The organism is Brevibacterium spongiae, from assembly GCF_026168515.1.
In the GTDB taxonomy this organism is placed as follows: domain Bacteria; phylum Actinomycetota; class Actinomycetes; order Actinomycetales; family Brevibacteriaceae; genus Brevibacterium; species Brevibacterium spongiae.
In genome coordinates this window covers 3,717,397-3,739,904 of sequence record NZ_CP093443.1, presented here as the reverse complement: position 1 = coordinate 3,739,904, position 22,508 = coordinate 3,717,397, and the positions used below count along the sequence as shown (strand labels likewise).

Below are 22,508 nucleotides of genomic sequence, written 5' to 3'. Positions count from 1 at the left end.
ATTCGACGCCTCAACAAGGGAACCGACATGACTGTCACACTCACCGATTCGCTGCCACCCGATGATCACCGCGAAAGGGTCGAGCCCCGTCGTATCTCGGCTGGGCCCCGCCACCGCGAACAGGCCCAGCCCCGCCGGACCTCGGCCAAGCCCACTCACCCCGCGGCCAAGCCCCGTCGAGACCCTGCCCTCGATCTCGTTCGCTTCGGCTGCCTCGTCGTCGTGGTCGTCCTCCACTCGATGATGAGCGCCGCGGTGCTCGGCCCCGATGGCACAGTGGTGCCGACCGTTGCGCTCTCGGACACCGCGGGATTCGCCGCCGCATCCTGGCTCTTCCAGATCATGCCCCTGTTCTTCATCATCGGCGGCTGCGCAGGCATCATCGGCTGGCGCCGCACCCGCGCACAGGGAGGCACATGGGCCGATCACCTGCGCGCTCGCCTGCGCCGACTCATCGTCCCAGTCACCGTGCTCATCGCCCTCGCCGGTCTCGGACTGTCCGTGGCAGGCGAGCTCGGCGTCCCCTCCGCCCTGCTCACCGAAGCCAGCCATCGCATCGGCCAGCCGCTGTGGTTCCTCGCCGTCTATATCGGCCTCACCGCCCTCGTGCCCGTGGCCGTGCATTTCCATGAAACCGCGCCGAGGCGATCCCTGGCCCTCCTCGCCGGTGCCGTCATCGTCGTCGACGGCTTGATTGCGGTCACGGGCGTCTCCGGGCTCGGCTACCTGAACTTCCTGTTCGTGTGGCCGTTGGTCCAGCAGCTCGGGTTCTTCTACGCGGATGCGCTGTCCCGCCCCGTGCGCAGGCCCCTTGTCTGGTCTGTGCTGGTGGCCGCGTTGCTGACCCTGATCGGGCTCGTCGCCGCAGGGGTCTACAGCCCGAACATGCTCGTCAATCTCAATCCGCCCACCGGAGCCCTCGTGCTGCTCGGGGTGGTGCAGATGTGCGCGATGCGGCTCATCCATGCCCGACTGAATCGGATGCTGACCGAAGCGTCCGATACCGCCACCGAGGCGGCGCCTGAGCCTCGTGCTCTCCGTGCGCAGATCTGGCGCCGAGTCATCGATTGGGGCAATCAGTATGGGATGCAGGTCTATCTCTGGCACATGAGTGTGGTCATCGTCCTCATCGGCGGCCTCGGCGCCCTGGCGCAGGTAGTGTCCGGGATGTCCGGGCTGAGCGAATACGTTCTGCCTGAGATCGGTTCAGGATGGTGGTGGGCATCGAGACTGCCGTGGTTGCTCGTCGTCATGGGGATCTCGGCGCTGGTCGCCGTGCTCACGGAGCGGATCCCGTTCCCCTCCGAACGACGGTTGGCATCGGTGGGTCGGAGGATCGGCGGACTCTTCCGCGAGATGAGAGGAAACGCAGGAGCTATAGGTGCCGACGAGGGGGCTGGCGACGCAGGTGCCGACGACCGGACTGGCGATGCAGGCTCCGGAGACCGGACGGGCCCGTCTCCTCAGCTCAGAGCCGTCGCAGCTGTCGGTGCCGCGACCGCCGGCGTCGCCATCGCGCTCCTCATCGGCATCGCACCACTGATCTGGACGGTGCTCGCCTCGACACTGCTGCTGGGTTCGCTCATCATCGCAGCCGCGCTCGATTCGGGGGCTGTCACCGATTCGGGAGCCACAACCAGCCCGGGAGCCACAACCGACGCGGGTGCCACCACCGCCTCAAGCGGCGAACCTGCCCCAGGAGCTGAGTTCATTCCAGCAGAGCTCATTCCACTGCGGCGGCCAGCTGGTCGGTGACAGTTCCCCACCCGTCGAAGAAGCCGAGCTCCTCGTGCCGGGCACGCTGTTCGGGGCTGCCGTGCCGGACGACGGCCTGGTAGTCGGTGCCCTCGGGATGGTCGCCGAGGATGATCTCCGTGGTCATGGCCACGGGATCCGGCAGAGCCGGGTGCCACGAGCTGCTCACCCCATTCGTGAACACGAGTCGGCTGCCCTCCTCGATGACGAGAAACACTGCGTCGACATGCGGGTGCCACTCGGTCCCGTCTTCGCTCATCCGGGTGACGAAGGCGCCGCCGGGAGCGAGTTCGAGGGCGTCGACACGCAGTTTCAGCGGTGCCGGAATCCACCATTGCGCGAGTTGGTCCGGTGTCGTCCAGGCATTCCAGAGCGCCTGCTTCGGCGCGCGGATGACGCGCTGGATAGTGAGGTCGAGCTCTGGGTCAAGGTGGCGGGTGCGTGAGACATGTGCGGTCATGATTCCTCTTTCGGATGGGCTGGTTGGGCAGAGCCAGTGGTGACGAACCGTTCGAGACGATCCGTGCTGTCTTCCCAGATGCGACGCTGCTCTTCCAGCCAGGAGGACAGCAGTCCCAAACGGTCATGGTTGAGCACGCAGGTGCGCACCCGTCCGGATTTCTCGGTTCTGATCAGGCCGCACGACTCCAGACTGCGTACGTGCTTCATGAATGAGGGAAGCGAGATCGACAGCGGTCGAGCGAGCTCCCCGACACTGGCCGGACCGGCGCCGAGGCGAGCGATCACGCTGCGCCGGGTGGGATCCGCCAGGGCCGAGAACATCGCGTCGAGCTCATCCGAATACTTAACCATGCGGCTAAGTATTACACCGCGAGGCAATCCGAAGGAAGAGCTGAACTGAAATTTATGACGAAGCGTGACGGGAAATTCAACGAATTATTGTTGAGCAATATGGAATACTGATACTGTGGGGATCGTCAACAAGGCACGGCATCACTTCAACAGAGGGTACGATGATCGCTTTTAAGAATTCGCAGACCTGGGCATTGTCCGCACGGTTCGAAGCTCTTGATTGTCGCATGCCCATGCCGATGTTTCGCCTCGTCAGCGCCTGATCTGCCCGCATTCTTCACTGCGAGGCAGTGTCTCCGAGCGAGCTGCAGAAGCCTCACCGCCCCACCTGCGGTCACCTTTCGCGTTCCCGCGGATTTCAGATCTGTCGGAAAATCACGTCTGATCTCCCAAATAATGTGTTGAGCAATCACTGTTGAGTGACCAGCTGTGTTCGTCTCGGCTCGCTCGCATCTCTGCCTCCGCACGCACCTGTGACTCCACATCCACCTCTGACACCACTCAGGACACCCATGCCCACTTTCAGCTCTCCCACCGATTCGAACCGATCGTCCGCCACCGCATCCTCGGGCGCCACCGCATCCTCGGGCGTCGTCGGCACCGAACCGATCCGCTCTCAGGGGCGCCGCACCCGCTTCGCTCTGGCCGCACTCACGGCCGGCTCCCTCCTGCTCGCAGGCTGCTCCGGCTCGGCGCAGGCCGACGGTGAGGACGCCGCACCGCAGAACGGCGGAACACTGAAGATCGCCTACGACGTCGACCCGACCTGCCTCGACGGTCAGCAGCAGGGCACGAACGTCACCCTCAACGTCACCCGCCAGATCACCGACTCGCTCACCGACCAGGACCCCGAGACCCAGGAGATCAAGCCGTGGCTCGCCGAGAGCTGGGAGGTCTCCGATGATGCGAAGACCTTCACCTTCCACCTCCGTGACGGGGTGAAGTTCCAGGACGGAACTGACTTCACCTCCGCCTCGGTGAAGGAGAACTTCGAAGCGATCCAGGATCTCGGCGCGAAGGCATCCCTGGGGCAGACCTACCTCGACGGGCTGACGACGATCAAGACTCCCGACAAGCAGACCGTCACCTTCACCTTCGACAAGTCCAACGCCCAGTTCCTGCAGGCGACGTCGACGATGTCGCTGGGCTTCTACTCCTCGGACACGCTCGCGAAGTCCGCCGAGGAGCGCTGCACCGGAGACATCATCGGCACGGGCCCGTTCGAAGTGAAGTCCTTCGAGCACAACAAGTCGATCAAGCTCGCCCGGTTCGACGACTACGACTGGCCGTCCTCGATTGCGAAGCACGAGGGGCCGGCCCACCTCGACGGGATCGACTTCTCCATCGTCCCCGAAGCCTCGGTGCGCAACGGCTCGCTGCTCTCGGGGCAGGTCGACGTCGACTTCTCCGTCCAATCCCAGGACGAGAAGACGCTCGAAGCACAGGGCCTGGGCATCGCGTCCCGCCCGAACCCAGGCGTCGTCTACAACCTCGTACCCAAGCTCACCGGGAAGATCGCCAAGGACAGATCGGTGCGCCAGGCACTCGTCAAAGGCATCGATCGCAAGCAGCTGCAGAGCGTGATCTCGGAACATCAGGCTCCGGCCACCTCGGTGCTCGCGAAGTCGACCCCGCAGTACGAAGACCTCTCCGACCTCCTGGCCTACGATCCCGACGGTGCGAAGAAGCTGCTCGAGAACGACGGGTGGAAGGTCGGCGACGACGGCATCCGGATCAAGGACGGCACTCCGCTGAGCGTGACCCTGACCTACTGGCAGGACGCTCCGTTCCTCGAACTCGTCCAGCAGCAGCTGCGGGAGATCGGCTTCGACCTCAAGCTCGAAAAGAAGACCACCGCCGAGGTGACCGCCCAGCAGGCCGAGAGCAAGGAGGAGCTGACCTTCGGCAACCTCACCCGTGCCGACGGCGATGTGCTCCGCAACTACTTCGGCGTCGATGAGCAGAATGGCAACGCGAGGAAGAAGAAGGAGAAGCTCGACGACATCCTCGCCCGCACAACCTCCACCCTGGATGAGAAGAAGCGCACGGCGGATTTCACAGAAGCGGCGAAGATCCTCATCGACGAAGGCTACTCGATTCCGATCGTCGAACTCTCCGGAGTCATCGGCACGGGAAAGAACGTCCGCGACTTCACGTACGAAGCCTCGTCGCGCTTCCAGCTCTACGACACCTGGCTCGGCGGTGAGCAGTGATGAGCCCGCGCTACCTCGCCTCCCGGCTGGCCCAAGGGCTGCTCGTCCTGTGGATCGCGTTCACCTTGAGCTTCTTCCTCCTCTACTGGCTGCCCGGCGATCCGGTCATCACGATGCTCGGCGCCGGGGGAGAGCTGCAGAGCTTCGACCCCGCCGAGGTGGCCAGGCTCCGTGCCGAGTTCAACCTCGACCAGCCGTTGCCCATCCAGTACCTGCTCGCCCTCTTCGCCGTCGTCCGTCTCGACTTCGGCACCTCGATCCAGGCCGGCACCCCCGTAACCGAGGCGATCGCCGCCGCCCTGCCGTCGACGCTCGCTCTCGCCGCGCTGGCCCTGGGCCTCGCCCTGGCAGTCGGAACCGTCATCGCCGTGGCCGCGACCCTGACCCGCCGCCCGTGGCTGCGCGACACCCTCGCCGCCCTGCCGGGACTCGGGGTCGCACTGCCGACCTTCTGGGTCGGGCTCATGCTGCTGCAGGTCTTCTCCTTCCGCCTCCCGCTCTTCCCCGCGGTGGGCACCGGAACCCCGGCCGCCATCGTGCTGCCGGCCGTGACCCTGGCGATCCCGCTGTCGGCGATCATCGCCCAGGTCCTGTTCCGGGCGCTGCAGAACGCGTGGATCGAACCCTTCGTCACGACCTTCCATGCGTCGGGCTACACCCGTCTGCGGCTGCTGCTGCGCCAGGCTCTGCCCGTTGCGCTGCTGCCGACGCTGACGATGGGCGGGGTGCTGTTCGGCCAGGCGCTCGCCGGGTCCGTCGTGGTCGAGAACGTGTTCTCCCGGCAGGGCCTCGGCCGGCTCGCCCAGACCGCCGTGACCGGGCAGGACATCCCGCTCGTCCAGGGCATCGTCCTCTTCGCCGCGGCAGTGTTCGTCCTCGTCAACCTCGTGACCGACCTCAGCTACCCGCTGCTCGATCCGCGGCTGCGCGCCGCACGTCGGAAGGTCGAATCGAAGGACGGGCACACCCTCGCCGAGGTGGCCGTCCGTGACGACGCAACCGCCGATGCGAGCCCGGCTGGCTCGACGGCAGAGCCCGCATCGACCGAGTCCGAATCGACGGAAACCGAAGGAGCGCGCGCATGAGCCTGGCTACCGAACTGCAGAAGAACAATCAGAGCGAGGTCGTCGAGGCAGGCACCCTGCGTCGCCTCACCTCGGGGGTGAGCACCTCCCGGATCGGGACCGTCGAGGTCATCGCGATCATCGTCCTCGGTCTCGCGGCGGTCGCCGCTCTGTGGCCCGGCCTGCTCACCGGTGTCGATCCGCTCACCGGTGACCCGGCCGACCGCCTCCTGCCGCCCGGTGCCGAACATCTCTTCGGCACCGACCAGCTCGGCCGTGACGTCTTCGCCCGCACCGTCCACGGTTCGGCGCAGACCCTGGCGGCCAGCCTCGCCGCCGTGCTCATCGGCGTCGGCGCGGGTGTCCTCATCGGTCTGCTCTCCGGATTCTTCACCGGTGTACTCGATGCGATCTTCATGCGCACTGTCGACGTCCTCCAGGCTGTGCCCGGTCTGCTGCTGTCGATGGCCGTGATCACGGCGCTCGGCTTCGGCACCCTCAATGTCGCCGTGGCTGTCGGTGTCGCGGCCGTGCCGTCGTTCGCTCGTCTCACTCGCGCAGAGGTGATCCGGTGGCGGTCGACCGAGTTCGTCCGCGCCGCCCGCGCCGACGGTCTCTCCGCCGCATCGGTCCTCGCCCGTCACATCCTGCCGCAAGTCAGAGGCCCGATCGGGGCGCTGCTCGCGCTCGAGTTCGGGTCCGCGGTGCTCGCCGTGTCGGCCTTGAGCTTCCTCGGATTCGGTGCCCCGCCGCCGCAGCCCGAATGGGGGCTGCTCGTCTCCGAAGGCCGCGACTTCCTCGCCGCCGCCTGGTGGATGACGACGTTCCCCGGACTCGTCGTCGCAGCGGTGGTGCTGGCCGCCAACCGTCTGTCCCACACCGTCAACTCCGAGAAGGAATTCCGATGATCCACACCGATCTCCTCGCCTGGCCCTCGGCCGGGGCCGGCACCGAACTCCTCGACGATGCCAGCACGCAGACCCACGAACCCGCAACTGCCGACCCCATATCGCCCGAGACCTCGGCCGATAAAACGAAAGTCCCCGTCACCGAGGCGGCCCTCGGCTCATCGTCGACCTCGACCGAGTCGCCGTCAACGGCAACCCCGACCCCCTCACTCCAGGCTGCACCGGTCCTCGAGGTCGCGGGGCTGAGCGTCACCTACCCCGGTGCGATCGCCCCGGCGATCACTGACATCGACTTCAGCCTGGCGCCCGGTGACACGCTTGCGATCGTCGGCGAATCCGGGTCGGGGAAGTCGACGACGGCCGCGGCCCTGACCGGACTCCTTCCGGCTGGGACGAGGGTCGACGCGGACACGCAGAGCCACCTCGGCGAGGATCTCACCTCGGCGAAGCCGCGCACCTGGCAGCGCATCCTCGGCACGGGCATCGCCTATGTGCCGCAGGATGCGGGTGCCGGGCTCAACCCGGTGCGCACGGTGTCCTCGGCGCTTCACGAGACGCTGATGGTCAACGGATATGCGAAACCGCAGATCAGAGCCCGCATTGCCGAGGTGCTCGACGCCGTGGGGCTCGACCCGCAGACCCACGGGCGGCGGTACCCACACGAACTCTCCGGCGGTCAGCGGCAGCGCGTGCTCATCGCCAATGCGATCGCCGCCCGGCCGGCGCTCATCATCGCCGACGAACCCACCTCGGCCCTCGACGCCACGGTCGCCAAGCAGGTCCTCGATGTGCTCAGCGGCCTCGTCGCCGGGTCGCAGACTGCGCTCGTGCTCATCACCCACGACCTCGGGGTCGCGAAGGAACGCGCCGCGAAGCTGCTGGTCATGCAGGCCGGGCACATCGTCGAGACCGGACCCACCGACCGCGTCCTCGCCGACCCCCAGCATGCGTACACGCGGTCGCTGCTCGCCGTGGCCCCGCACCTCGGGTGGGGTCGGCTGCGCCCGAGCATCGACGCCGTCGTCCCGTCGCACCGTCCTCCGACGTCGGTCGCGAACACCGGCGTGAACCCTGCCGGCGCCACCATGACGGATACAGTCCACACCGGCACCGAGGCGGTCCTGTCCGGCCGTGCGATCGTGCGGGACTTCGGCGGGGACCGTCCCGCCGTCGACGGTCTCGACATCACGCTGCGGGCGGGGACGACGGTGGGAATCGTCGGGGAATCCGGGTCGGGGAAGACCACCTCGGCGAGGATCCTGCTCGGCGCCGAACGGACGGACTCCGGCGAGATCACCCTCCACGGAAAGCCCGTCACCGATTACGGGCGGAAGGACCTCGGCCGGCGCATCCGCTACGTCCACCAGGACTCGAGCGCCGCGCTCGACCCGCACTACACGGTCGAGCGGATCCTCACCGAACCGCTGCGCGGACACCGCATCGGCACCCGGAGCGACCGGCCGGCACGGGTGCGGGAGCTGCTCGACTCCGTCGCCCTCGACCACAGCCTGCTCGGGCGCACGCCGCGCGAACTCTCGGGAGGACAGAGACAGCGGCTCGCGATCGCCCGGGCGCTGGCCGTCGATCCCGAGGTGATCATCCTCGACGAACCCGTCTCCGCACTCGACGTCGGTGTGCAGGCGCAGATCCTCCAGCTGCTCGTCGATCTGCAGGCCCGCCTCGGCGTCGCCTACCTCTTCATCTCCCACGACCTCGCCGTCATCGAGCAGATCGCCGACGAGGTGATCGTGATGAAGGACGGTCGCGTCGTCGAATCCGGGCCGACCGCCCGCGTCCTCCACGAGAGTGCGGACGCTTACACGCGGGCACTCATCAACGCGGTGCCGTGCTTCGACGACTCGGCCGTGCGCACGACCGCACCCGGCAGCCCCGACACCGACTCGGCGGTGCGCACGACCCCCACCGACTCCGGCGACGACTCACTCGCCCCGAACCCCACCGAACCGACAGGAGCACACCATGCCTGACTTCGACAGCACCATCCCCGGCGAACCGCGCCAGGTCCACCTCGCCGCCCACTTCCCGGGGGTGAACAATACGACCGTGTGGTCCGACCCCGCTTCGGGCAGCCACATCGAATTCGACTCCTTCGCCCACCTCGCACAGACCGCCGAGGCCGGACTCTTCGACTTCTTCTTCCTCGCCGAAGGCCTGCGGCTGCGCGAACACCAAGGGAAGATCTTCGACCTCGACGTCGTCGGCCGGCCGAACACCACCGCCGTCCTCTCCGCGCTCGCCGCCGTCACTCAGCACATCGGGCTGGCCGGGACACTGAGCGCGACGTTCAACGAACCCTTCGACATCGCCCGCCGGCTCGCGACCATCGACCACCTCTCGAACGGTCGCGCCGCCTGGAACGTCGTGACGACCTCCAACGCCTTCACGGGCGAGAACTTCCGCCGCGGCGGCTACCTCGACTACGCCGACCGCTACCGCCGAGCCGAAGACTTCATCGACGTGGCGCGGAAACTCTGGGACACGGCCGCCGGAGACACAGCCGCCGGCGACGGCACCGCTGCCGGCGTCGACTCCACCACCGCCGCTGACGGCACCTTCACCCACAACAGCGACTTCTTCGACATCGCCGGACGCTTCCCCACCGGCGCCCTGCCCGGAGGGCACCCCGTCGTCTTCCAGGCCGGGGACTCGGACTCCGGCCGCGACTTCGCCGTCGGCTCGGCCGATGTCATCTTCACCCGCCACTCCGACCCCGAATCCGGGCGGAAGTTCTACGCGGACGTGAAGTCCCGCCTTCCCCGCTACGGGCGGACCGAAGACTCCCTGAAGATCTACCCGGGAATCTCCGTCATCCTCGGCGACACCCCCGACGAGGCGGCCGAACGCTCCCGTGAAGTCGCCTCCCAGCAGGTCAGCGAGGCCGGCGCCATCGCATTCCTCGAACGCGTCTGGGACCGCGACCTCTCCGCCTTCGACCCGAACGGGCCCCTGCCCGACGTCCCTCCAGCAGCTGAGTCGATCTCCCAAGGCCGGGTCAAACACATCAAGGACGCGGAGGCGACGATCGCGTCCTGGCGGCAGATTGCCGAGGCCGAGAACCTCACCGCCCGCGAACTCGTCATCCGCGTCTCGACCCGCCACTCCTACGTCGGCACCCCGCACCAGGTCGCGACAGACCTCGCCGAGGCGGTCCGCACGAAAGCCGCCGACGGCTTCATCCTCGTCCCCCACCTCACCCCGGGCGGACTCGACGAGGTGGTGGCGAAGGTCGTGCCCGAACTCCAGGAACTCGGGGTCTACCGCACCGAATACCCGGAGGGGTCCCTCCGGCAGAACATCGGACTGCCCGCGGCCCGTACGGCCGCCGACTGGGCCGATGCCCGCCGCGAAGCCCGCGGTACCGGAACAGCCGAAACCGGCGCAACCGAAACCGGAGCACCCGAAGCAACTACCGCTGGCACCGACGCCCCGGCTCGCGAACTCAAGGAGGTGAGCTGACATGTCACGTGTCGTCCTGCTCTCGGCCAGCCCCTCGGAGGGATCGAAGACCGAGGCGCTGCTCGAATTCATCGCCCGCAGACTCGGCCAATACGGCCACCGCACGGAGTTCATCAAACTCCGCCACCTGCCCGCCGGACCCCTGCTGACCGGCGATGCGAGCGATGACCTCATCGCCTCGGCGCGGGCCACGGTCTCAGCCGCCGATGCTGTGGTCGTCGGATCCCCGGTCTTCAAGGCCACGTACACCGGTCTGCTCAAGGTCTTCATCGACCTGCTGCCGATGGACGCCCTGCACGGCAAACCCGTGCTGCCCGTCCTCACCGGCGGATCCCCCGCCCACGTCCTCGCCCTTGACTACGGCCTCAAACCGCTGCTGGCCACGCTCGGGGCGAGCTCGATCGGCCGCGGCCGCTTCGTCGCATCGAGCAACATCCTCCCGGCCACGGACACGACCCCGCCGAGCATCGACGAATCCGTCGAACGCGACGTCGTCGACGCCATCGACCAGTTCGACTCGGAACTGACCGTCCGTGCCCGGTCCTGCACCCACGCCGAGGCGGCCGCCGCCGAATCCCTCATCACCACTCCGATCACGACCGAGAGGAACCCCTCATGAGCGTCATCATCGCCACCACGCTGACCCCCGATCCGACCACCGGCCCGGCGACCGCGAAGACGCTTGACGGACATGCGGACTTCGCCCTCGTCCCCGACGACTTCACCGGTCTCGACGCGATCGAGTTCGCGTCCTGGCTCGGCCCGCTGACCAGCCGCCTCGGGATCATCCCGGAGGCCCGCGTCACCCACCTCGAACCCTTCCACCTGGCCACCGCCTCGGCGACCCTCGACTACACGGCCCGGGCCCGTTCCGGACTGGCCGTGGGCATCTCCTCCACCCCCACCGAGGCGGCCCTCTTCGGTCGCCGCGACCCCGCCCCTGCCTCCGGTGCCTGGGCCGAGGCCGCCTCCGTCATCGACGTCATCCGCCGCCTCTGGGACTCCTGGGGCGACGACGCGATCATCCGCGACCAGGCCACCGACCGCTACATCGACCGCGACCGGCTCCACTACATCCACGCGACGCTGCAGGACTCGACGGGAGCCGACTACTCCGTGCTCGGCCCCTCGATCACACCCCGCCCGCCGCAGGGCCACCCGCCGATCCTCGTCCGCGCCGAAGACGGCAACGAGGCGGCCCGCGGCGCCGCCGACGTCGTCCTGTTCGACGAAGCGGCCGGCACATTCTCGCTCGAGGATCTGCGCACCGAGCTCGACCCCGCAGTCCCGGTGCTCGCCGTCCTGCCGGCACCGACGACCAGCGCCGAGGTGGCCGAACTCGTCGATTCCGTGCGCATCCTCACCAGACGCGGCGCCTCGGGGGTGCTGCTGAGCGCGTCCGCTGAGAACCAGCTCGAATTCAGCGTCCGCCTCGTCTCCGAGATCCTCCCGGCCCTGCACGCGGCAGGACTGCGCGAGACCCCGGAGGCCGCCGCGGCACTGGGCGGCGGCACCGAGGCGAGCGATCTGCGCACCCTCCTCGGACTCGCCCCGGCAGTGAGCCTCTATGCCGATGCGTAAGACCCCGGAGTCGGCCGATCTCACGACCGGCGCTGATACGTCGACGACACCCGCCGGCGATGCGTTCGCGTCAACGGCGCCCGGCTCGGGCAGGCACCGCGCCGACCTCACGTTCATCGGGGCCGGTCCGAAGACCCTGGGCATCCTGCTCGCGATTGCAGCGAGACCGAACGCCGGGGCGGGTCTGCGCATTCACCTCATCGACCCGTTCCCGGCAGGTGCCGGGCGGATCTGGCGGACCGCGCAGTCGCCGCACCTGTGGATGAACTCGCGCACCGAGGACATCACGATCTTCCCCGATGAGAGCTGCCGCCTCGAGAATCCCGGGATCATGGGACCGACCCTGCACGAGTGGATCCACGGTCCCGGCCGGACCCGACTGATCGAGGCCGGCCTCGGTAACGAGGCGGCTGCGCTTGACTCCCAGTCCTTCGCCAGCCGTCGGGTCCAGGGCCACTACCTGTCCGCGGCCTTCGAGACCGCCCTCGACCGTCTCGAAGCCGAGGTGCACATCCACCGCACCCGCGCCGAGGCGGTGCGCCGTGCCGATGATGACCGCGGTTACGTTGTCGCGACCGCAGACGGTACACAGATCGCCACCGGCGTCCTTGTCTCGGCGCAGGGGCACCTCGATATGCACACCGCAGAGGAGGATGCGGTGCTGGCCGACCGCGCGGCCGCCTCGGCGGGTGAGGCGGGTGATGGTCTGTACTATCAGGGGCCCGGGTACACCGCCGATCTCGACTTCAGCAGCATTCCCGCCGGCGCCGAGGTGCTCACCCGCGGTTTCGGGCTCGCGTTCCTCGACTTCATGGTCATGGTCACCGAAGGTCGCGGCGGTGAATTCGTCGAGGACGGACGCCGGCTGCACTACCATCCCTCGGGGGCCGAACCAGTGCTGTGGGTCGGATCCTCCCGCGGAGTCTCCTATAGTCCGAAACTCGGCTACAGCCGAGCCGACGTCCCCGGCGCCCCACCCGTCGAACTGCGCTATCTGAACCGCCTCGGCGCCGGCACTCAGACCATCGACTTCGCGACGGTGCTCGCACCGTTGTTCGAACTCGAACTCACCCACGCCCACTACGCACATCTGCTGTGGAAACGCGGAATCGACGCCCCCGAACTGCTGGAGAGGATCGATGCAGCTGCCGATCGTGTGCTCGCAGTCTCCGCTGAACACGCGCTCGCAGGCTCCGCTGAACACGTGCTCGCAGGCTCCGCCGAACGTGTCGGAGCTGACAGCGCAGGCGAGGTCCCCCGCGCGGCGATCGGGACGAACCAGCACCGTGCGAACGTCGAAGCAATCGCCGCCGCGGCGCGAACGGTCATCGATGATCCGGACGACCTCTTCGACCTTGCCGGACTCGACCGGCCGCTGGATCACCTGCGCTGCGATGACGCCAAGACCGCCGAAGCCGGGGTGCGCAAGCACATCGAAGACCGCCTGGCCCGCAGCGCCGATGTGCACCACTCGGCCGATCTCGCGGTATTCGAGGCCTTGGTCAAGTCCTATGTGGCGGTGAGGATGCTGGTGCGCGACGGACGAGTCAGCCACAGCGATCGCACGGAGTTCATCGAAGGCAGATTCCATTCTCTGTTCTCGTTCATCGGCAGCGGACCGCCGCCGGTGCGGGTCAAGCAGATCCTCGCCCTCCACGAGGCGGGACTCGTCCGGTTCCTCGGCCCCGGACTGAGCATCGAGGCCGACAACTCCGGGTTCACCGCCCGCTCCACGGCCCATCCCGAGGCGAAGACCTTCACTCATCTCGTCGATGCCCGCCTGGCCCGGCAGTCCGCGGAGAAGGCCGCCGATCCGGTCCTCGCATCGTTGCGCGCGGATGGCCGACTGCTGCTCGAAACCACGGCGCATGCGAAGCTGCGCACCGATGGGGCCGGCCGCGCCCTCGACGCGCACGGTCGGGTGCAGAAGGATCTGTTCCTTCTCGGTCCTGCGGTCTCCGGGTCGACGGCCGAGGCCTTCAGCCGCCCGCACACGGGAGCCCCGGTATTCGCCGACAATGAGCGCATCGCCGCGACGATCCTCGACGCCGTCTCGTTGGGGGCCGATCATCGGGAGCTCTTGGCCGGGTGAACGGCCATGTGGCTGAGGGAACGACCGGTCGTGACGGACGGCCGCCTCGGCGGGGATGGCCGACGATCACGTCGCGTGTGCACGGATCGGAGGGCCGCCTCGGCGAGGGAACGATCGGTCGTGAGGGAGGGCCGCCTCGGCGAGGGATGATGACCTTCCGCGTCGAAAAATGACGACGATCAACGACATATGACATGCAGTGACTTTGCGCGTCACCGGGCGCGCACGCACGGTTGTCGCCGGATCACACTGATGGTCACCGCGGAAGCAGCGGTGACCATCAGTGAAGGAAGGATCCGCCGTGAGTTCACACATCTTCGAACCCACCTCACCCGCCGGAATCTCGACTCGATCGGTGCACTCGGGAGCTATGCCCGAGGCGCACACCGGTTCGGTCGTGGCCCCGATCTTCCAGACTTCGACCTTCATGATGGACACCCCGGGAACGACCCGCGCCGGATTCGACTACGCGCGCACAGGCACCCCGAACCGCAGCGATCTCGAACAGGCCCTGTGCGAGTTGGAGAATGCCTCCTTCGCCGCGGCCCTGAATTCGGGAACCTCCGCCGGGGCCGCTGTCTTCTCCGCACTGCTGCGTCCCGGCGACGAGGTCATCCTGCCGCGCGATGTCTACGGCGGAACCTTCCGCCTGCTGCAGAACGAATACGTGCGGTGGGGCGTGGTCATCCGCACCGTCGACCTCACCGACACATCTGCCTTGGCCGCGGCGATCAATGAGAACACCGCGATCGTCTGGGCGGAGTCCCCGAGCAACCCCGGACTCGACATCATCGACATCGCCGAGGCGGCCCGCCTCGCTCACGCGGCGAATGCGCTGCTGGTCGTCGACTCGACGTTCGCGACCCCGATCTTGCAGCGCCCTTTGGAGCTGGGCGCCGATGTCGTCGTGCACTCGACGACGAAGTTCATCAACGGTCATTCCGACGTCATCGGCGGTGCAGTGCTCGCCGGCGACGGAACCAGCTGTCCCCGTGCCGCCGAGGTGGTTGACCGCTTGGAGAGCCACCTCGCCTCCGTCGGTCTGGGAATCTCTCCGTTCGATGCGTGGCTGACCAGGCGCGGGATCAAGACCCTGCCGGTGCGGATGAAGGCCCACTGCGAAAACGCGCAGGCCGTGGCCGAATGGCTCGAAACCCGCGACGAAGTCACCGAGGTGGTCTACCCGGGACTGCCCTCGCATCCGGGCCATGAGGTGGCGAAGCGGCAGATGAGCGGGTTCGGGGGAGTGGTCTCCCTGCGCACCGACACCGAAGAGCGAGCGCTGGCGCTGGTGGCGAACACTCGGCTGATCACGTTGGCTGAATCGCTTGGGGGAGTCGAGTCGCTCATCGACCACCCGGCGACGATGACGCATCTGGCCGTCGCCGACTGCGAGCTGAGCATCGACGGCGCGTTCATCCGACTGTCGGTCGGCATCGAGGACATCGACGACATCCTCGCCGACCTCGCCCAGGCCTTCGACGCGACGGTCGGCGCTGCCGGTGAGTCCGGGAACGCGGCGGCCAACGACGCAGCAGGCAACGACGCGACAGCAGGTAACGGTACAGCCGGCAACGCAGTGGCCGGCGCTCCGGTCGCCGTGACGGTGCCGGCCTAGCCTCCACCGCGAGCATCCGCCACCGGTAGCGACTCTGCCTCCCGTGAGCGGCTTGTCCTCCCGGTGCTTGGGTACCCGTCACCGTTCGCGCGATAACCACCCGTTGCACCGGGGTGATATCGAGCGAACGGTGACGGATGCTCGCGCTGCGGCGTCGACCGCGCTGGGTTGCGGTGCCGGATGCTCGCGCTGCGGCGCCGGAAGTGGCTGGGAACGGCCGCTCGAGGGCACGGCAGTGGGGGCGGTCACGGTTTGTGGGGAAAACCCGACGCGGGGTCGGAGGTCTTCGTGCTGTCCGCGCGACTTCGACTCCCGTAGCGTATTTGCTATGAGTGAGAAGACCCCCGAGAACCCCGAGGATCAGGAGCCACAGGGCACCGATCCGATGGAGACTCAGACCCCCGAGGCTGATACGTCGTCAGGCGAACCAGCCGAAGCGTCCCCTATCGAAGCATCCCCTGTCGACGAATCCCCGGAGGATTCGGCTCCCGATTCGTCCCCCACCGAATCAGTTCGCGAAGAGTCCATCAGCGCCGAGGCGATCGTCAACGCGCCGCCGACCGCTGAGGTTGAGGCGGCGACTGCCAGCCAGGCCGGAGAGTTCCGGACCAAGCCGCTCGATCTCGAGGTGCCTTTCGCAACCGGATCGACCCGGCAGCACCCGCGGACACCGGAACAGTCCCCGGAGTCATCCGGCTCTGCACCTGGTCAGCCGCCCCGGCAGCATCCGCAGGCCCCGACCCGGCAGTACGCACAGGCTCCGACCCGCGCCTACGATCAGGCCCCGCGCCCCACGCGGGCGCCGAAGGCAACCGCCGGCCCCGCATCCCCGAACAATGCCGCACCTCGCACCTACCCGGCACCCGCTGGCACCTACGGTCCCGCAGGTCAGGCACTCTACGGACCGACCGGTCAGCCGAACCCGCAGCCCCGCTACCCTCAGCACCCGGGCCAAGCCCACCATCCCCAGCCGGGAATGGCGATGCCGCACACTGGTCCCAACCCCGGACCCAACGGCGCCCCGCACCCCAACGCCGGCCCGCACCCCAACGCCGCCCCGTACCCCAACCCCAACCGCGTCCCCAACGCGGGCCCGATCCCGGGCCCACGGCCGCCTCGGCGAAGGAAGCCGCGACCCGAACCGGTCTCCTATGCACCGGTCACCGGATCCCTGCCGCTGGACCGGGACGACGTCACGGAGATCCCCGCCGACGGCCCCATCACCTGGCCCAAGCGACCCACTGGCTTCATCGGCGTCGCGAACCTCGTGCTCTCCGCTGTCCTCGCCGTGATCTGGGCCTGGGTGCCGCTCGGACTGCTGTTCACCGGCATCGGCGGCATCTTCGCGCTCGGCCTCGGCGTGCTCGCCCTCCTCGCCTGGATCCTCGTCCAGCAAGGTGCGAACATCGCCGAACGCTACCGTGCCGAACTCGTCTACGGTGACAAGATCCCGGTCCCGAAGATCGAAAGCAGCACCCGCGAACCCGGCTTCGGCCGCTTCCTCCACAACCGCTGGCTGCAGGTGAAATCCGGCGCCTTCTGGCGCTCGACCGCCCATCATTACATCAAGATGCTGCTCGGAGCGATCATCGTCGGCGGCACCCTCGCCGGCATCTGCGGATCCCTCTACGGCCTCTTCGCCGCCATCAACCCCTACGGCGTCAACGCCTTCTTCGTCAGCTCCACCATCGAAGGATCGGCCCGCCTCGGCGTCGCCATCGGCTCGGTCATCGTGCTCGCCAGCTCCCTGGCCATCCTCTGGTTCGCGCCCTACCTCGACCGTGCCCTCGACCGGGCGCTGCTGGCCCCGGCCCGCACGGTGGCGCTGCAAGCCGAGGTCACCGAACTCGACCGGGCACGCATGGCCGGCATCGAGGCGGCCGCCGCCGAACGGCTGCGCATCGAACGCGACCTCCACGACGGAGCCCAGCCCCGCCTCGTCGCACTGACCATGACCCTGGGAATGGCGAAGACGAAGATCGACTCCGACCCCGAACGTGCCAAGGAGCTCGTCGCCGAAGCCCACACCGAAGCCAAGGGCATCGTCAACGAACTGCGCCAGCTCGCCCGCGGCATCCACCCCGCAGTGCTCACCGACCGCGGACTCGACGCGGCTGTGTCGGCCCTGGCCGGCCGGTCGGCGATCCCCGTCGACGTCGACGTCCGACTCGAAGGCAGGATCGGACGAGAAGCCGAAGCAGTGTCCTACTTCGTTGTCGCCGAATGCCTGACGAACATCGCCAAACACTCCGGAGCCACTCACGCCGGCGTGTTCATCGCCCCGACCGAGGCCGGCGTGCAGATCGTCGTCACCGACAACGGCCACGGCGGAGCACGCGTCGACCGGTCCGGACGGCATACCGGCATCGCCGGTCTCATCGACCGCGTCGAAGCCGCCCGTGGCACACTGAACCTGACCAGCCCCGCAGGTGGGCCAACGACTGTAGTTGTGGAGGTGCCATGCGCATCGTAATCGCTGAAGACTCTGCCGTCCTGCGGGCCGGACTCGAACGACTCCTCGCCGACGCCGGACATGAGGTGATCGCCGCCGTCCCCGACGCGAACGAACTCCTCGCCGTCGTCCACAACGATCCGCCGGACCTCGCCGTCATCGACGTGCGCATGCCCCCGACGTTCACCGACGAAGGCATCCGCGCCGCAGTCCTCATCCGCAAGCAGAACCCGGACGTCAAGGTCCTCGTGTTCAGCCAATACGTCGAAGAGCAGTACGCGTCCGAACTCATCGCCGAGAACACCGGCGGATTCGGCTACCTCCTCAAGGATCGCGTGGCCGATGTCGAAGACTTCCTCGCAGCCGTCGACGAGGTCGCGTCGGGAGGCACCGTCCTCGACCCCGAGGTCGTCTCCCAGATCCTCGTGCGCACCCGGAAGAAAGACGGCCTGTCGACCCTGAGTCCCCGCGAACTCGAAGTCCTCCAGCTCATGGCCGAAGGCAAATCGAATGCCGCGATCGCCCGGACGCTCTACCTCAGCGCCGGCGCCGTCGAGAAGCACATCTCCTCGGTGTTCACGAAGTTCGGCCTCACCGCCGACACCTCGGACAACCGCCGAGTCCTCGCCGTCCTCACATTCCTCGGAGCCTAGAATGCCTGCCACAGTTCGCATCAGCGAATCCGCTCGACTCGGTCTGCGGGTGACCCTGATCATCCTCGCCGCCGTCGTCCTCCTCATCCCCGTCATCGTCACCACCGCGCACGGCGCCTCCCGCCTCAACTACGGCAAGATCGAGGCGAACGAAACCCTGCCCGGCGCGATGCAGGAACTCAAGATCAAGCTCGGCACGGGCGCCTCCGTCGACATCAAGACCGCCAACATCGCCGAGCCCACCGTCGAACTCACCGCCACCGGCCCCCGTGACAGTTCCGCGGACCTCAAGGTCAAGAACAGAGATTCCGTCGCCGAGGTGGTCCTGGCCAACCGTCAGAAGCTCGAAAACGCACGGATGACGGTCACCGTCCCCACCGACATCGCCGGTGACCTCAAGCTCGACCTCGACGGCAACTACGGTCAGTTCGACGTCAACGGCCGCTACTCGGAGATCTTCGCCGACACCGACGGCGGGGCGCTGTCGATCTCCGGCCAAGCCGACCGGCTGCACACCTCGACCGACTGGGGTGCGACATCCCTCGAGGGCACCTTCAAGACCGTGGAGGCGAAGACCGGGGTCGGCGCCATCGACGGCGAGGACCTCACCGTCACCGATCGCCTCGAGGCAGTCACCTCGACGGGAACCATCGACCTCGACTTCGCCGACGAGACGGTGCCGGCAGGGGGCATCACGACGAAGACCGATGAAGGATCGATCGAACTCCTCCTGCCGAACCTCAAGCTGGCCAATGAGCGATCGGACGAGGACTTCCTCTACCGGATCAACGCGAAGTCGAACGACGGTTCGGTGGAGCTGGCCTCGGATCTGAAGAAATTCGATGTCAGCAAGGACCCGAAGGACGCCGAGGGCAAGACCCTCGTGCCGATCTCGGCCACAGCCGACACTGGTATGGTCACGGTCAACCAGAACTGAGACACGACCGGCGCACGGGCGGGCTCGATGAGGGTCCGCCCGTGTGGCGTCTGAGAGGTCGGAACACCATGCAGATCACCGTCTATGGAGCCACCGGAACGTTCGGAACCCGCCTCGTCGAACAGCTGCGCTCACGCGACCACCCGGTCATCTCCGCCCACCGCGGAACGGGAGTCGACACGTACACCGGTCACGGCGTCGCCGAGGCGGCCGAGGGCAGCGATGTCCTCGTCGACTGCGTCAACCGGATGACGATGAACGCGCGCCAGGCCGTCGACTTCTTCTCCCACAGCTCCCGATCGATCGCCCTCGCCGCAGCCGAGAGACCCGAGACGTCCGTGGCGTGCCTGTCGATCGCCTTCCGTCCTGAGGTCGGCGAATCGAAGCTGCTCGGCTACTACCAGGGCAAGGCGGTGCAGGAGCGCATCTATCGCCGGCTCGTCCCAGCCGACAGGCTGCTGATGTTCCGCTCCGCCCAATGGTTCGAACTCGTCGACGCCATGACGACGAGCATCGGGCCGCTGCGATTCGTGCCGAAGATGCGCGTGCAGGCCTTGGCAGCCGCGGAGGCCGCCCGAATGATGGCCGAGGCCATCGATGCCCGCGAACACGACACCGTCGAGGTCGCCGGTCCCGAGATCAGCGACTTCGCCGCGATCGCCCGCCGCCTCGCCGAGGCGCGTGCCCGGTCGACGGGACGAGCAGAGGAACACAGCGAGTCCGCAGGAGAACGGGGTGCGTCCGCGGGAACTGCGAAGCCCCGGAAGGTCATCGGGATTCCCCTGCCCGGCCCGACCGCCGGTGACGGACTCATCCCACCGGCACCGAGGCTGTCCGACGTGAGCCTCGACAATTGGCTGCGTACGGTGTGAGCTCATACCGAAGCGCCGAGTCGCGGTGCGAGCGGTGACCTCGGCTTCGGATTGTGGATCAGCCGAATACTGAGGCGCTCAGCCCAGGCCGAGCACCTTCGCCCCATTGGTCCACAACACCGAGCGCATCCAGTCGTCGCCGAGTCCCAGCCCCGCCAGCCCCGAGATCTGATCGACGTACGGGTACGGGATGTTCGGGAAATCCGAGCCGAGGATGATCTTGCCCTCCAGCGCGGCCAGGCGTTCACGGTAGGCGGGGGCCACCTCGGCGGGGGAGGAGAAGTACCCGGAGGCGAACATCGTCGTGTCGAGGTACACGTTGTCGTACGTCTCGGCCAGGGTCGCGAACTCGTCGTATTCGGGCATGCCCATATGGGCGATGACGAATGTCAGCTGCGGGAAGCGTTCGAGGACGTTCGCCACTGCCTGCGGCCCGGTGTACTTGCCCGGCAGCGGCGCGGATCCGGCGTGGATGACGATGGGTGCCTGCGCCTTCTCCAGTGCGTCCCATGCGGGGTCGAGGACCGGATCGTCGGGGGAGAAGACGCCGACCTGGACGTGCATCTTGAACAGCCTCGCCCCAGCCGCCAGCGCGGCGGGCACATAGTCGGCGGACTCGGGTTCGGCATAGAGGGTGCCGCAGTGGATGACGTCATCATGGGCGGCCGCGAACTCCGCGTTCCATTCGTTGAGCCACGCGGCCATGCCGGGTTTGTGCGGGTAGGTCAGGGCCGGGATCGCGCGAATGCCGAGCTCGCGGACGATGCTCAGCCGGGTGTCGGTGTTGAAGCGGTAGGCGATCGGCCAGTCGCGGCCGTAGTTGTCCGCGGCGTTGTCGAAGTAGTCCCACACCTTGTCGAGCACGTTCTGCGGGAGGAAATGGACGTGGATGTCCGCGAGGCCCGGCAGGCCGAGGGCACGGACGTAGTCGGGGACCTCGGCATCCGTGCGCGGGGGAGGCGTCATCGACTCGGGCACCTCGACGGTGCGGCCGATCGTCGTCGAGAGCGTCTGAGTAGCTGCGTCATCGGAGTCGTTCATGCTCCCACTCTAGGACTTCACCGGGCCGCGGTCGGAGCGTGGGTTCGTCTTCAGCGGCCGTCCATGACCGCGACATAGACTGCCTGCATGAGCCTGATCGACCCGTACCCGATCATCACTCCGCCTGGGCTGCGTCCCGTCGGCCAGGGGCCATTCTGGACGCCCGGGGACACCGTGACCTGGACGTTTCGTCGGTTCGACTTCGACCGTGACCTCGCCGAGGTGGCCCGACCGATGCGTGTCATCGCCGATGGACCCGAGGGTGCCGTCCTGTGGTTGGCCGGCGGGACTCCGACCGGGGAGACCCGGATCGTCGGGTGGGAGGAGGCGAACCCGCACGACGTTCCGTTGACGGCACGATTCCGTCCCCTCGCCGAGGCGCCCACCCGAATCAAGGTCGAGGGAACCTGGCGCGGCCGTGGGGTGCTCAAGATCGTTCCGCCGCAGGTTCCGTTCTCCGTGTGGGTGCTGCTCAAGGACGCTGACGGCGCCGATGATGCAGACGGGACCGATGGTGCGGAGGCCGGCGATATGCGTGTCGAGTGGTACGTCAACCTCGAAGCCACGCACCGGCGCAGCGATGATGCGCTATTCACCAGCGATCACATCCTCGACATCACGTTCCCCGTTCCGTCGTTGCCGCTCCACGCCGAGGACGGACGTCTCGATGCGACCGGTGCCGTATTCAAGGACGTCGACGAACTCGCCGCGGCCGCGAACTACGGGGCATGGCCGGTCGAATGGTCGCAGCGGATCCGGGACAACGGCAGTCACCTGCTCGACCACCTCGGCGATTATTCTTGGGCCTTCGACTCCGCATGGGAAGAGGTGGCCCGCGATCTGGCCGACGAAGCGGGCGATGCCCACGATCTGGCCCGTGAAGTGAGCGATGCGGATGCCCCGACCGGGAGCGGTGTCACGTCGAAAGCGAAACTGGGGGCCGCCTCGGTGTTAGAAAAATCGTTCGATCAGGAACATGCGGAGCGTCCAAATGGTTGTTATGACCGACACCATCGGTGATTGCCGCGGATG

At 67.5% G+C, this 22,508-nt stretch carries 18 protein-coding genes; 15 read left to right on the top strand and 3 right to left on the bottom strand.

Going from position 1 to position 22,508, the window contains the following annotated elements; translation table 11 throughout:
• Positions 1-27 precede the first annotated feature (27 nt).
• Positions 28-1,755, top strand: a complete 1,728-nt coding sequence (locus tag L1F31_RS16815; protein ID WP_265418366.1) for an acyltransferase family protein — start codon at positions 28-30, stop codon at positions 1,753-1,755.
• On the opposite strand, the gene L1F31_RS16810 is transcribed toward L1F31_RS16815, so the two are convergent.
• Positions 1,724-2,215, bottom strand: coding sequence for an SRPBCC domain-containing protein (locus tag L1F31_RS16810; protein ID WP_265418365.1), 492 nt, complete (start codon positions 2,213-2,215; stop codon positions 1,724-1,726). The genes L1F31_RS16815 and L1F31_RS16810 overlap by 32 nt on opposite strands.
• The gene (locus L1F31_RS16805) at positions 2,212-2,568 is read right to left on the bottom strand and encodes an ArsR/SmtB family transcription factor (RefSeq protein ID WP_265418364.1); all 357 of its coding nucleotides are present in this window, start codon (positions 2,566-2,568) and stop codon (positions 2,212-2,214) included. Before L1F31_RS16805 ends, L1F31_RS16810 begins: the two co-directional genes overlap by 4 nt.
• 512 nt (positions 2,569-3,080) lie before the next feature.
• Between L1F31_RS16805 and L1F31_RS16800 the strand changes: the two genes are divergently transcribed.
• From L1F31_RS16800 to L1F31_RS16740, 13 genes are all read left to right on the top strand, one after another.
• Positions 3,081-4,781 (top strand): ABC transporter substrate-binding protein, encoded by a 1,701-nt coding sequence (locus L1F31_RS16800; protein WP_265418363.1) that lies wholly within the window; start codon positions 3,081-3,083, stop codon positions 4,779-4,781.
• Positions 4,781-5,866: an ABC transporter permease gene (locus L1F31_RS16795; protein ID WP_265418362.1), complete on the top strand. Its 1,086-nt coding sequence runs from the start codon at positions 4,781-4,783 to the stop codon at positions 5,864-5,866. The genes L1F31_RS16800 and L1F31_RS16795 overlap by 1 nt, the downstream gene beginning before the upstream one ends.
• Positions 5,863-6,753 (top strand): ABC transporter permease, encoded by an 891-nt coding sequence (locus L1F31_RS16790; RefSeq protein WP_265418361.1) that lies wholly within the window; start codon positions 5,863-5,865, stop codon positions 6,751-6,753. The genes L1F31_RS16795 and L1F31_RS16790 overlap by 4 nt, the downstream gene beginning before the upstream one ends.
• The gene (locus L1F31_RS16785) at positions 6,750-8,741 is read left to right on the top strand and encodes a dipeptide ABC transporter ATP-binding protein (protein ID WP_265418360.1); all 1,992 of its coding nucleotides are present in this window, start codon (positions 6,750-6,752) and stop codon (positions 8,739-8,741) included. The genes L1F31_RS16790 and L1F31_RS16785 overlap by 4 nt, the downstream gene beginning before the upstream one ends.
• A complete protein-coding gene (locus tag L1F31_RS16780; protein WP_265418359.1) occupies positions 8,734-10,230 on the top strand; it encodes an NtaA/DmoA family FMN-dependent monooxygenase in 1,497 nt (498 codons plus the stop codon). Before L1F31_RS16785 ends, L1F31_RS16780 begins: the two co-directional genes overlap by 8 nt.
• Position 10,231: 1 nt before the next feature.
• A complete protein-coding gene (ssuE, locus tag L1F31_RS16775) occupies positions 10,232-10,849 on the top strand; it encodes an NADPH-dependent FMN reductase (protein ID WP_265418358.1) in 618 nt (205 codons plus the stop codon).
• Complete coding sequence (locus L1F31_RS16770; protein ID WP_265418357.1) at positions 10,846-11,811, top strand: LLM class flavin-dependent oxidoreductase; 966 nt, start codon at positions 10,846-10,848, stop codon at positions 11,809-11,811. The genes ssuE and L1F31_RS16770 overlap by 4 nt, the downstream gene beginning before the upstream one ends.
• A complete protein-coding gene (locus tag L1F31_RS16765; protein WP_265418356.1) occupies positions 11,804-13,903 on the top strand; it encodes an FAD/NAD(P)-binding protein in 2,100 nt (699 codons plus the stop codon). Before L1F31_RS16770 ends, L1F31_RS16765 begins: the two co-directional genes overlap by 8 nt.
• 301 nt (positions 13,904-14,204) lie before the next feature.
• A complete protein-coding gene (locus tag L1F31_RS16760) occupies positions 14,205-15,521 on the top strand; it encodes a trans-sulfuration enzyme family protein (protein WP_265418355.1) in 1,317 nt (438 codons plus the stop codon).
• Between the two features lie 328 nt (positions 15,522-15,849).
• Complete coding sequence (locus tag L1F31_RS16755) at positions 15,850-17,994, top strand: histidine kinase (protein WP_265418354.1); 2,145 nt, start codon at positions 15,850-15,852, stop codon at positions 17,992-17,994.
• A complete protein-coding gene (locus L1F31_RS16750) occupies positions 17,982-18,626 on the top strand; it encodes a response regulator transcription factor (RefSeq protein WP_265418353.1) in 645 nt (214 codons plus the stop codon). Before L1F31_RS16755 ends, L1F31_RS16750 begins: the two co-directional genes overlap by 13 nt.
• A gap of 1 nt (position 18,627) precedes the next feature.
• Entirely contained in the window at positions 18,628-19,563 is a 936-nt protein-coding gene (locus L1F31_RS16745) for a DUF4097 family beta strand repeat-containing protein (RefSeq protein ID WP_265418352.1), read from the top strand.
• Between the two features lie 68 nt (positions 19,564-19,631).
• Complete coding sequence (locus L1F31_RS16740) at positions 19,632-20,435, top strand: SDR family oxidoreductase (protein ID WP_265418351.1); 804 nt, start codon at positions 19,632-19,634, stop codon at positions 20,433-20,435.
• A 78-nt stretch (positions 20,436-20,513) separates the two neighbouring features.
• Here L1F31_RS16740 and L1F31_RS16735 read toward each other — a convergent pair whose 3' ends face one another.
• Positions 20,514-21,476 carry an amidohydrolase family protein gene (locus L1F31_RS16735; RefSeq protein ID WP_346732469.1) on the bottom strand — a complete coding sequence of 321 codons (963 nt, stop codon included), beginning with the start codon at positions 21,474-21,476 and terminating at the stop codon, positions 20,514-20,516.
• Between the two features lie 87 nt (positions 21,477-21,563).
• Between L1F31_RS16735 and L1F31_RS16730 the strand changes: the two genes are divergently transcribed.
• On the top strand, positions 21,564-22,496 hold the full coding sequence (locus L1F31_RS16730; protein WP_265418350.1) for a DUF402 domain-containing protein: 933 nt from the start codon (positions 21,564-21,566) through the stop codon (positions 22,494-22,496).
• Positions 22,497-22,508: the final 12 nt, after the last annotated feature.

Bases quoted from the DNA above. Each gene is read 5' to 3' on its own strand.
- L1F31_RS16800 (WP_265418363.1), top strand. From the start codon at position 3,081: ATGCCCACTTTCAGCTCTCCCACCGATTCGAACCGATCGTCCGCCACC.
- L1F31_RS16810 (WP_265418365.1), bottom strand. From the start codon at position 2,215: ATGACCGCACATGTCTCACGCACCCGCCACCTTGACCCAGAGCTCGAC.
- L1F31_RS16730 (WP_265418350.1), top strand. From the start codon at position 21,564: ATGAGCCTGATCGACCCGTACCCGATCATCACTCCGCCTGGGCTGCGT.
- L1F31_RS16795 (WP_265418362.1), top strand. From the start codon at position 4,781: ATGAGCCCGCGCTACCTCGCCTCCCGGCTGGCCCAAGGGCTGCTCGTC.
- L1F31_RS16790 (WP_265418361.1), top strand. From the start codon at position 5,863: ATGAGCCTGGCTACCGAACTGCAGAAGAACAATCAGAGCGAGGTCGTC.
- L1F31_RS16740 (WP_265418351.1), top strand. From the start codon at position 19,632: ATGCAGATCACCGTCTATGGAGCCACCGGAACGTTCGGAACCCGCCTC.
- L1F31_RS16765 (WP_265418356.1), top strand. From the start codon at position 11,804: ATGCGTAAGACCCCGGAGTCGGCCGATCTCACGACCGGCGCTGATACG.
- L1F31_RS16745 (WP_265418352.1), top strand. From the start codon at position 18,628: ATGCCTGCCACAGTTCGCATCAGCGAATCCGCTCGACTCGGTCTGCGG.
- L1F31_RS16750 (WP_265418353.1), top strand. From the start codon at position 17,982: ATGCGCATCGTAATCGCTGAAGACTCTGCCGTCCTGCGGGCCGGACTC.
- L1F31_RS16805 (WP_265418364.1), bottom strand. From the start codon at position 2,568: ATGGTTAAGTATTCGGATGAGCTCGACGCGATGTTCTCGGCCCTGGCG.
- L1F31_RS16780 (WP_265418359.1), top strand. From the start codon at position 8,734: ATGCCTGACTTCGACAGCACCATCCCCGGCGAACCGCGCCAGGTCCAC.
- L1F31_RS16815 (WP_265418366.1), top strand. From the start codon at position 28: ATGACTGTCACACTCACCGATTCGCTGCCACCCGATGATCACCGCGAA.
- ssuE (WP_265418358.1), top strand. From the start codon at position 10,232: ATGTCACGTGTCGTCCTGCTCTCGGCCAGCCCCTCGGAGGGATCGAAG.
- L1F31_RS16770 (WP_265418357.1), top strand. From the start codon at position 10,846: ATGAGCGTCATCATCGCCACCACGCTGACCCCCGATCCGACCACCGGC.
- L1F31_RS16735 (WP_346732469.1), bottom strand. From the start codon at position 21,476: ATGAACGACTCCGATGACGCAGCTACTCAGACGCTCTCGACGACGATC.
- L1F31_RS16785 (WP_265418360.1), top strand. From the start codon at position 6,750: ATGATCCACACCGATCTCCTCGCCTGGCCCTCGGCCGGGGCCGGCACC.
- L1F31_RS16755 (WP_265418354.1), top strand. From the start codon at position 15,850: ATGAGTGAGAAGACCCCCGAGAACCCCGAGGATCAGGAGCCACAGGGC.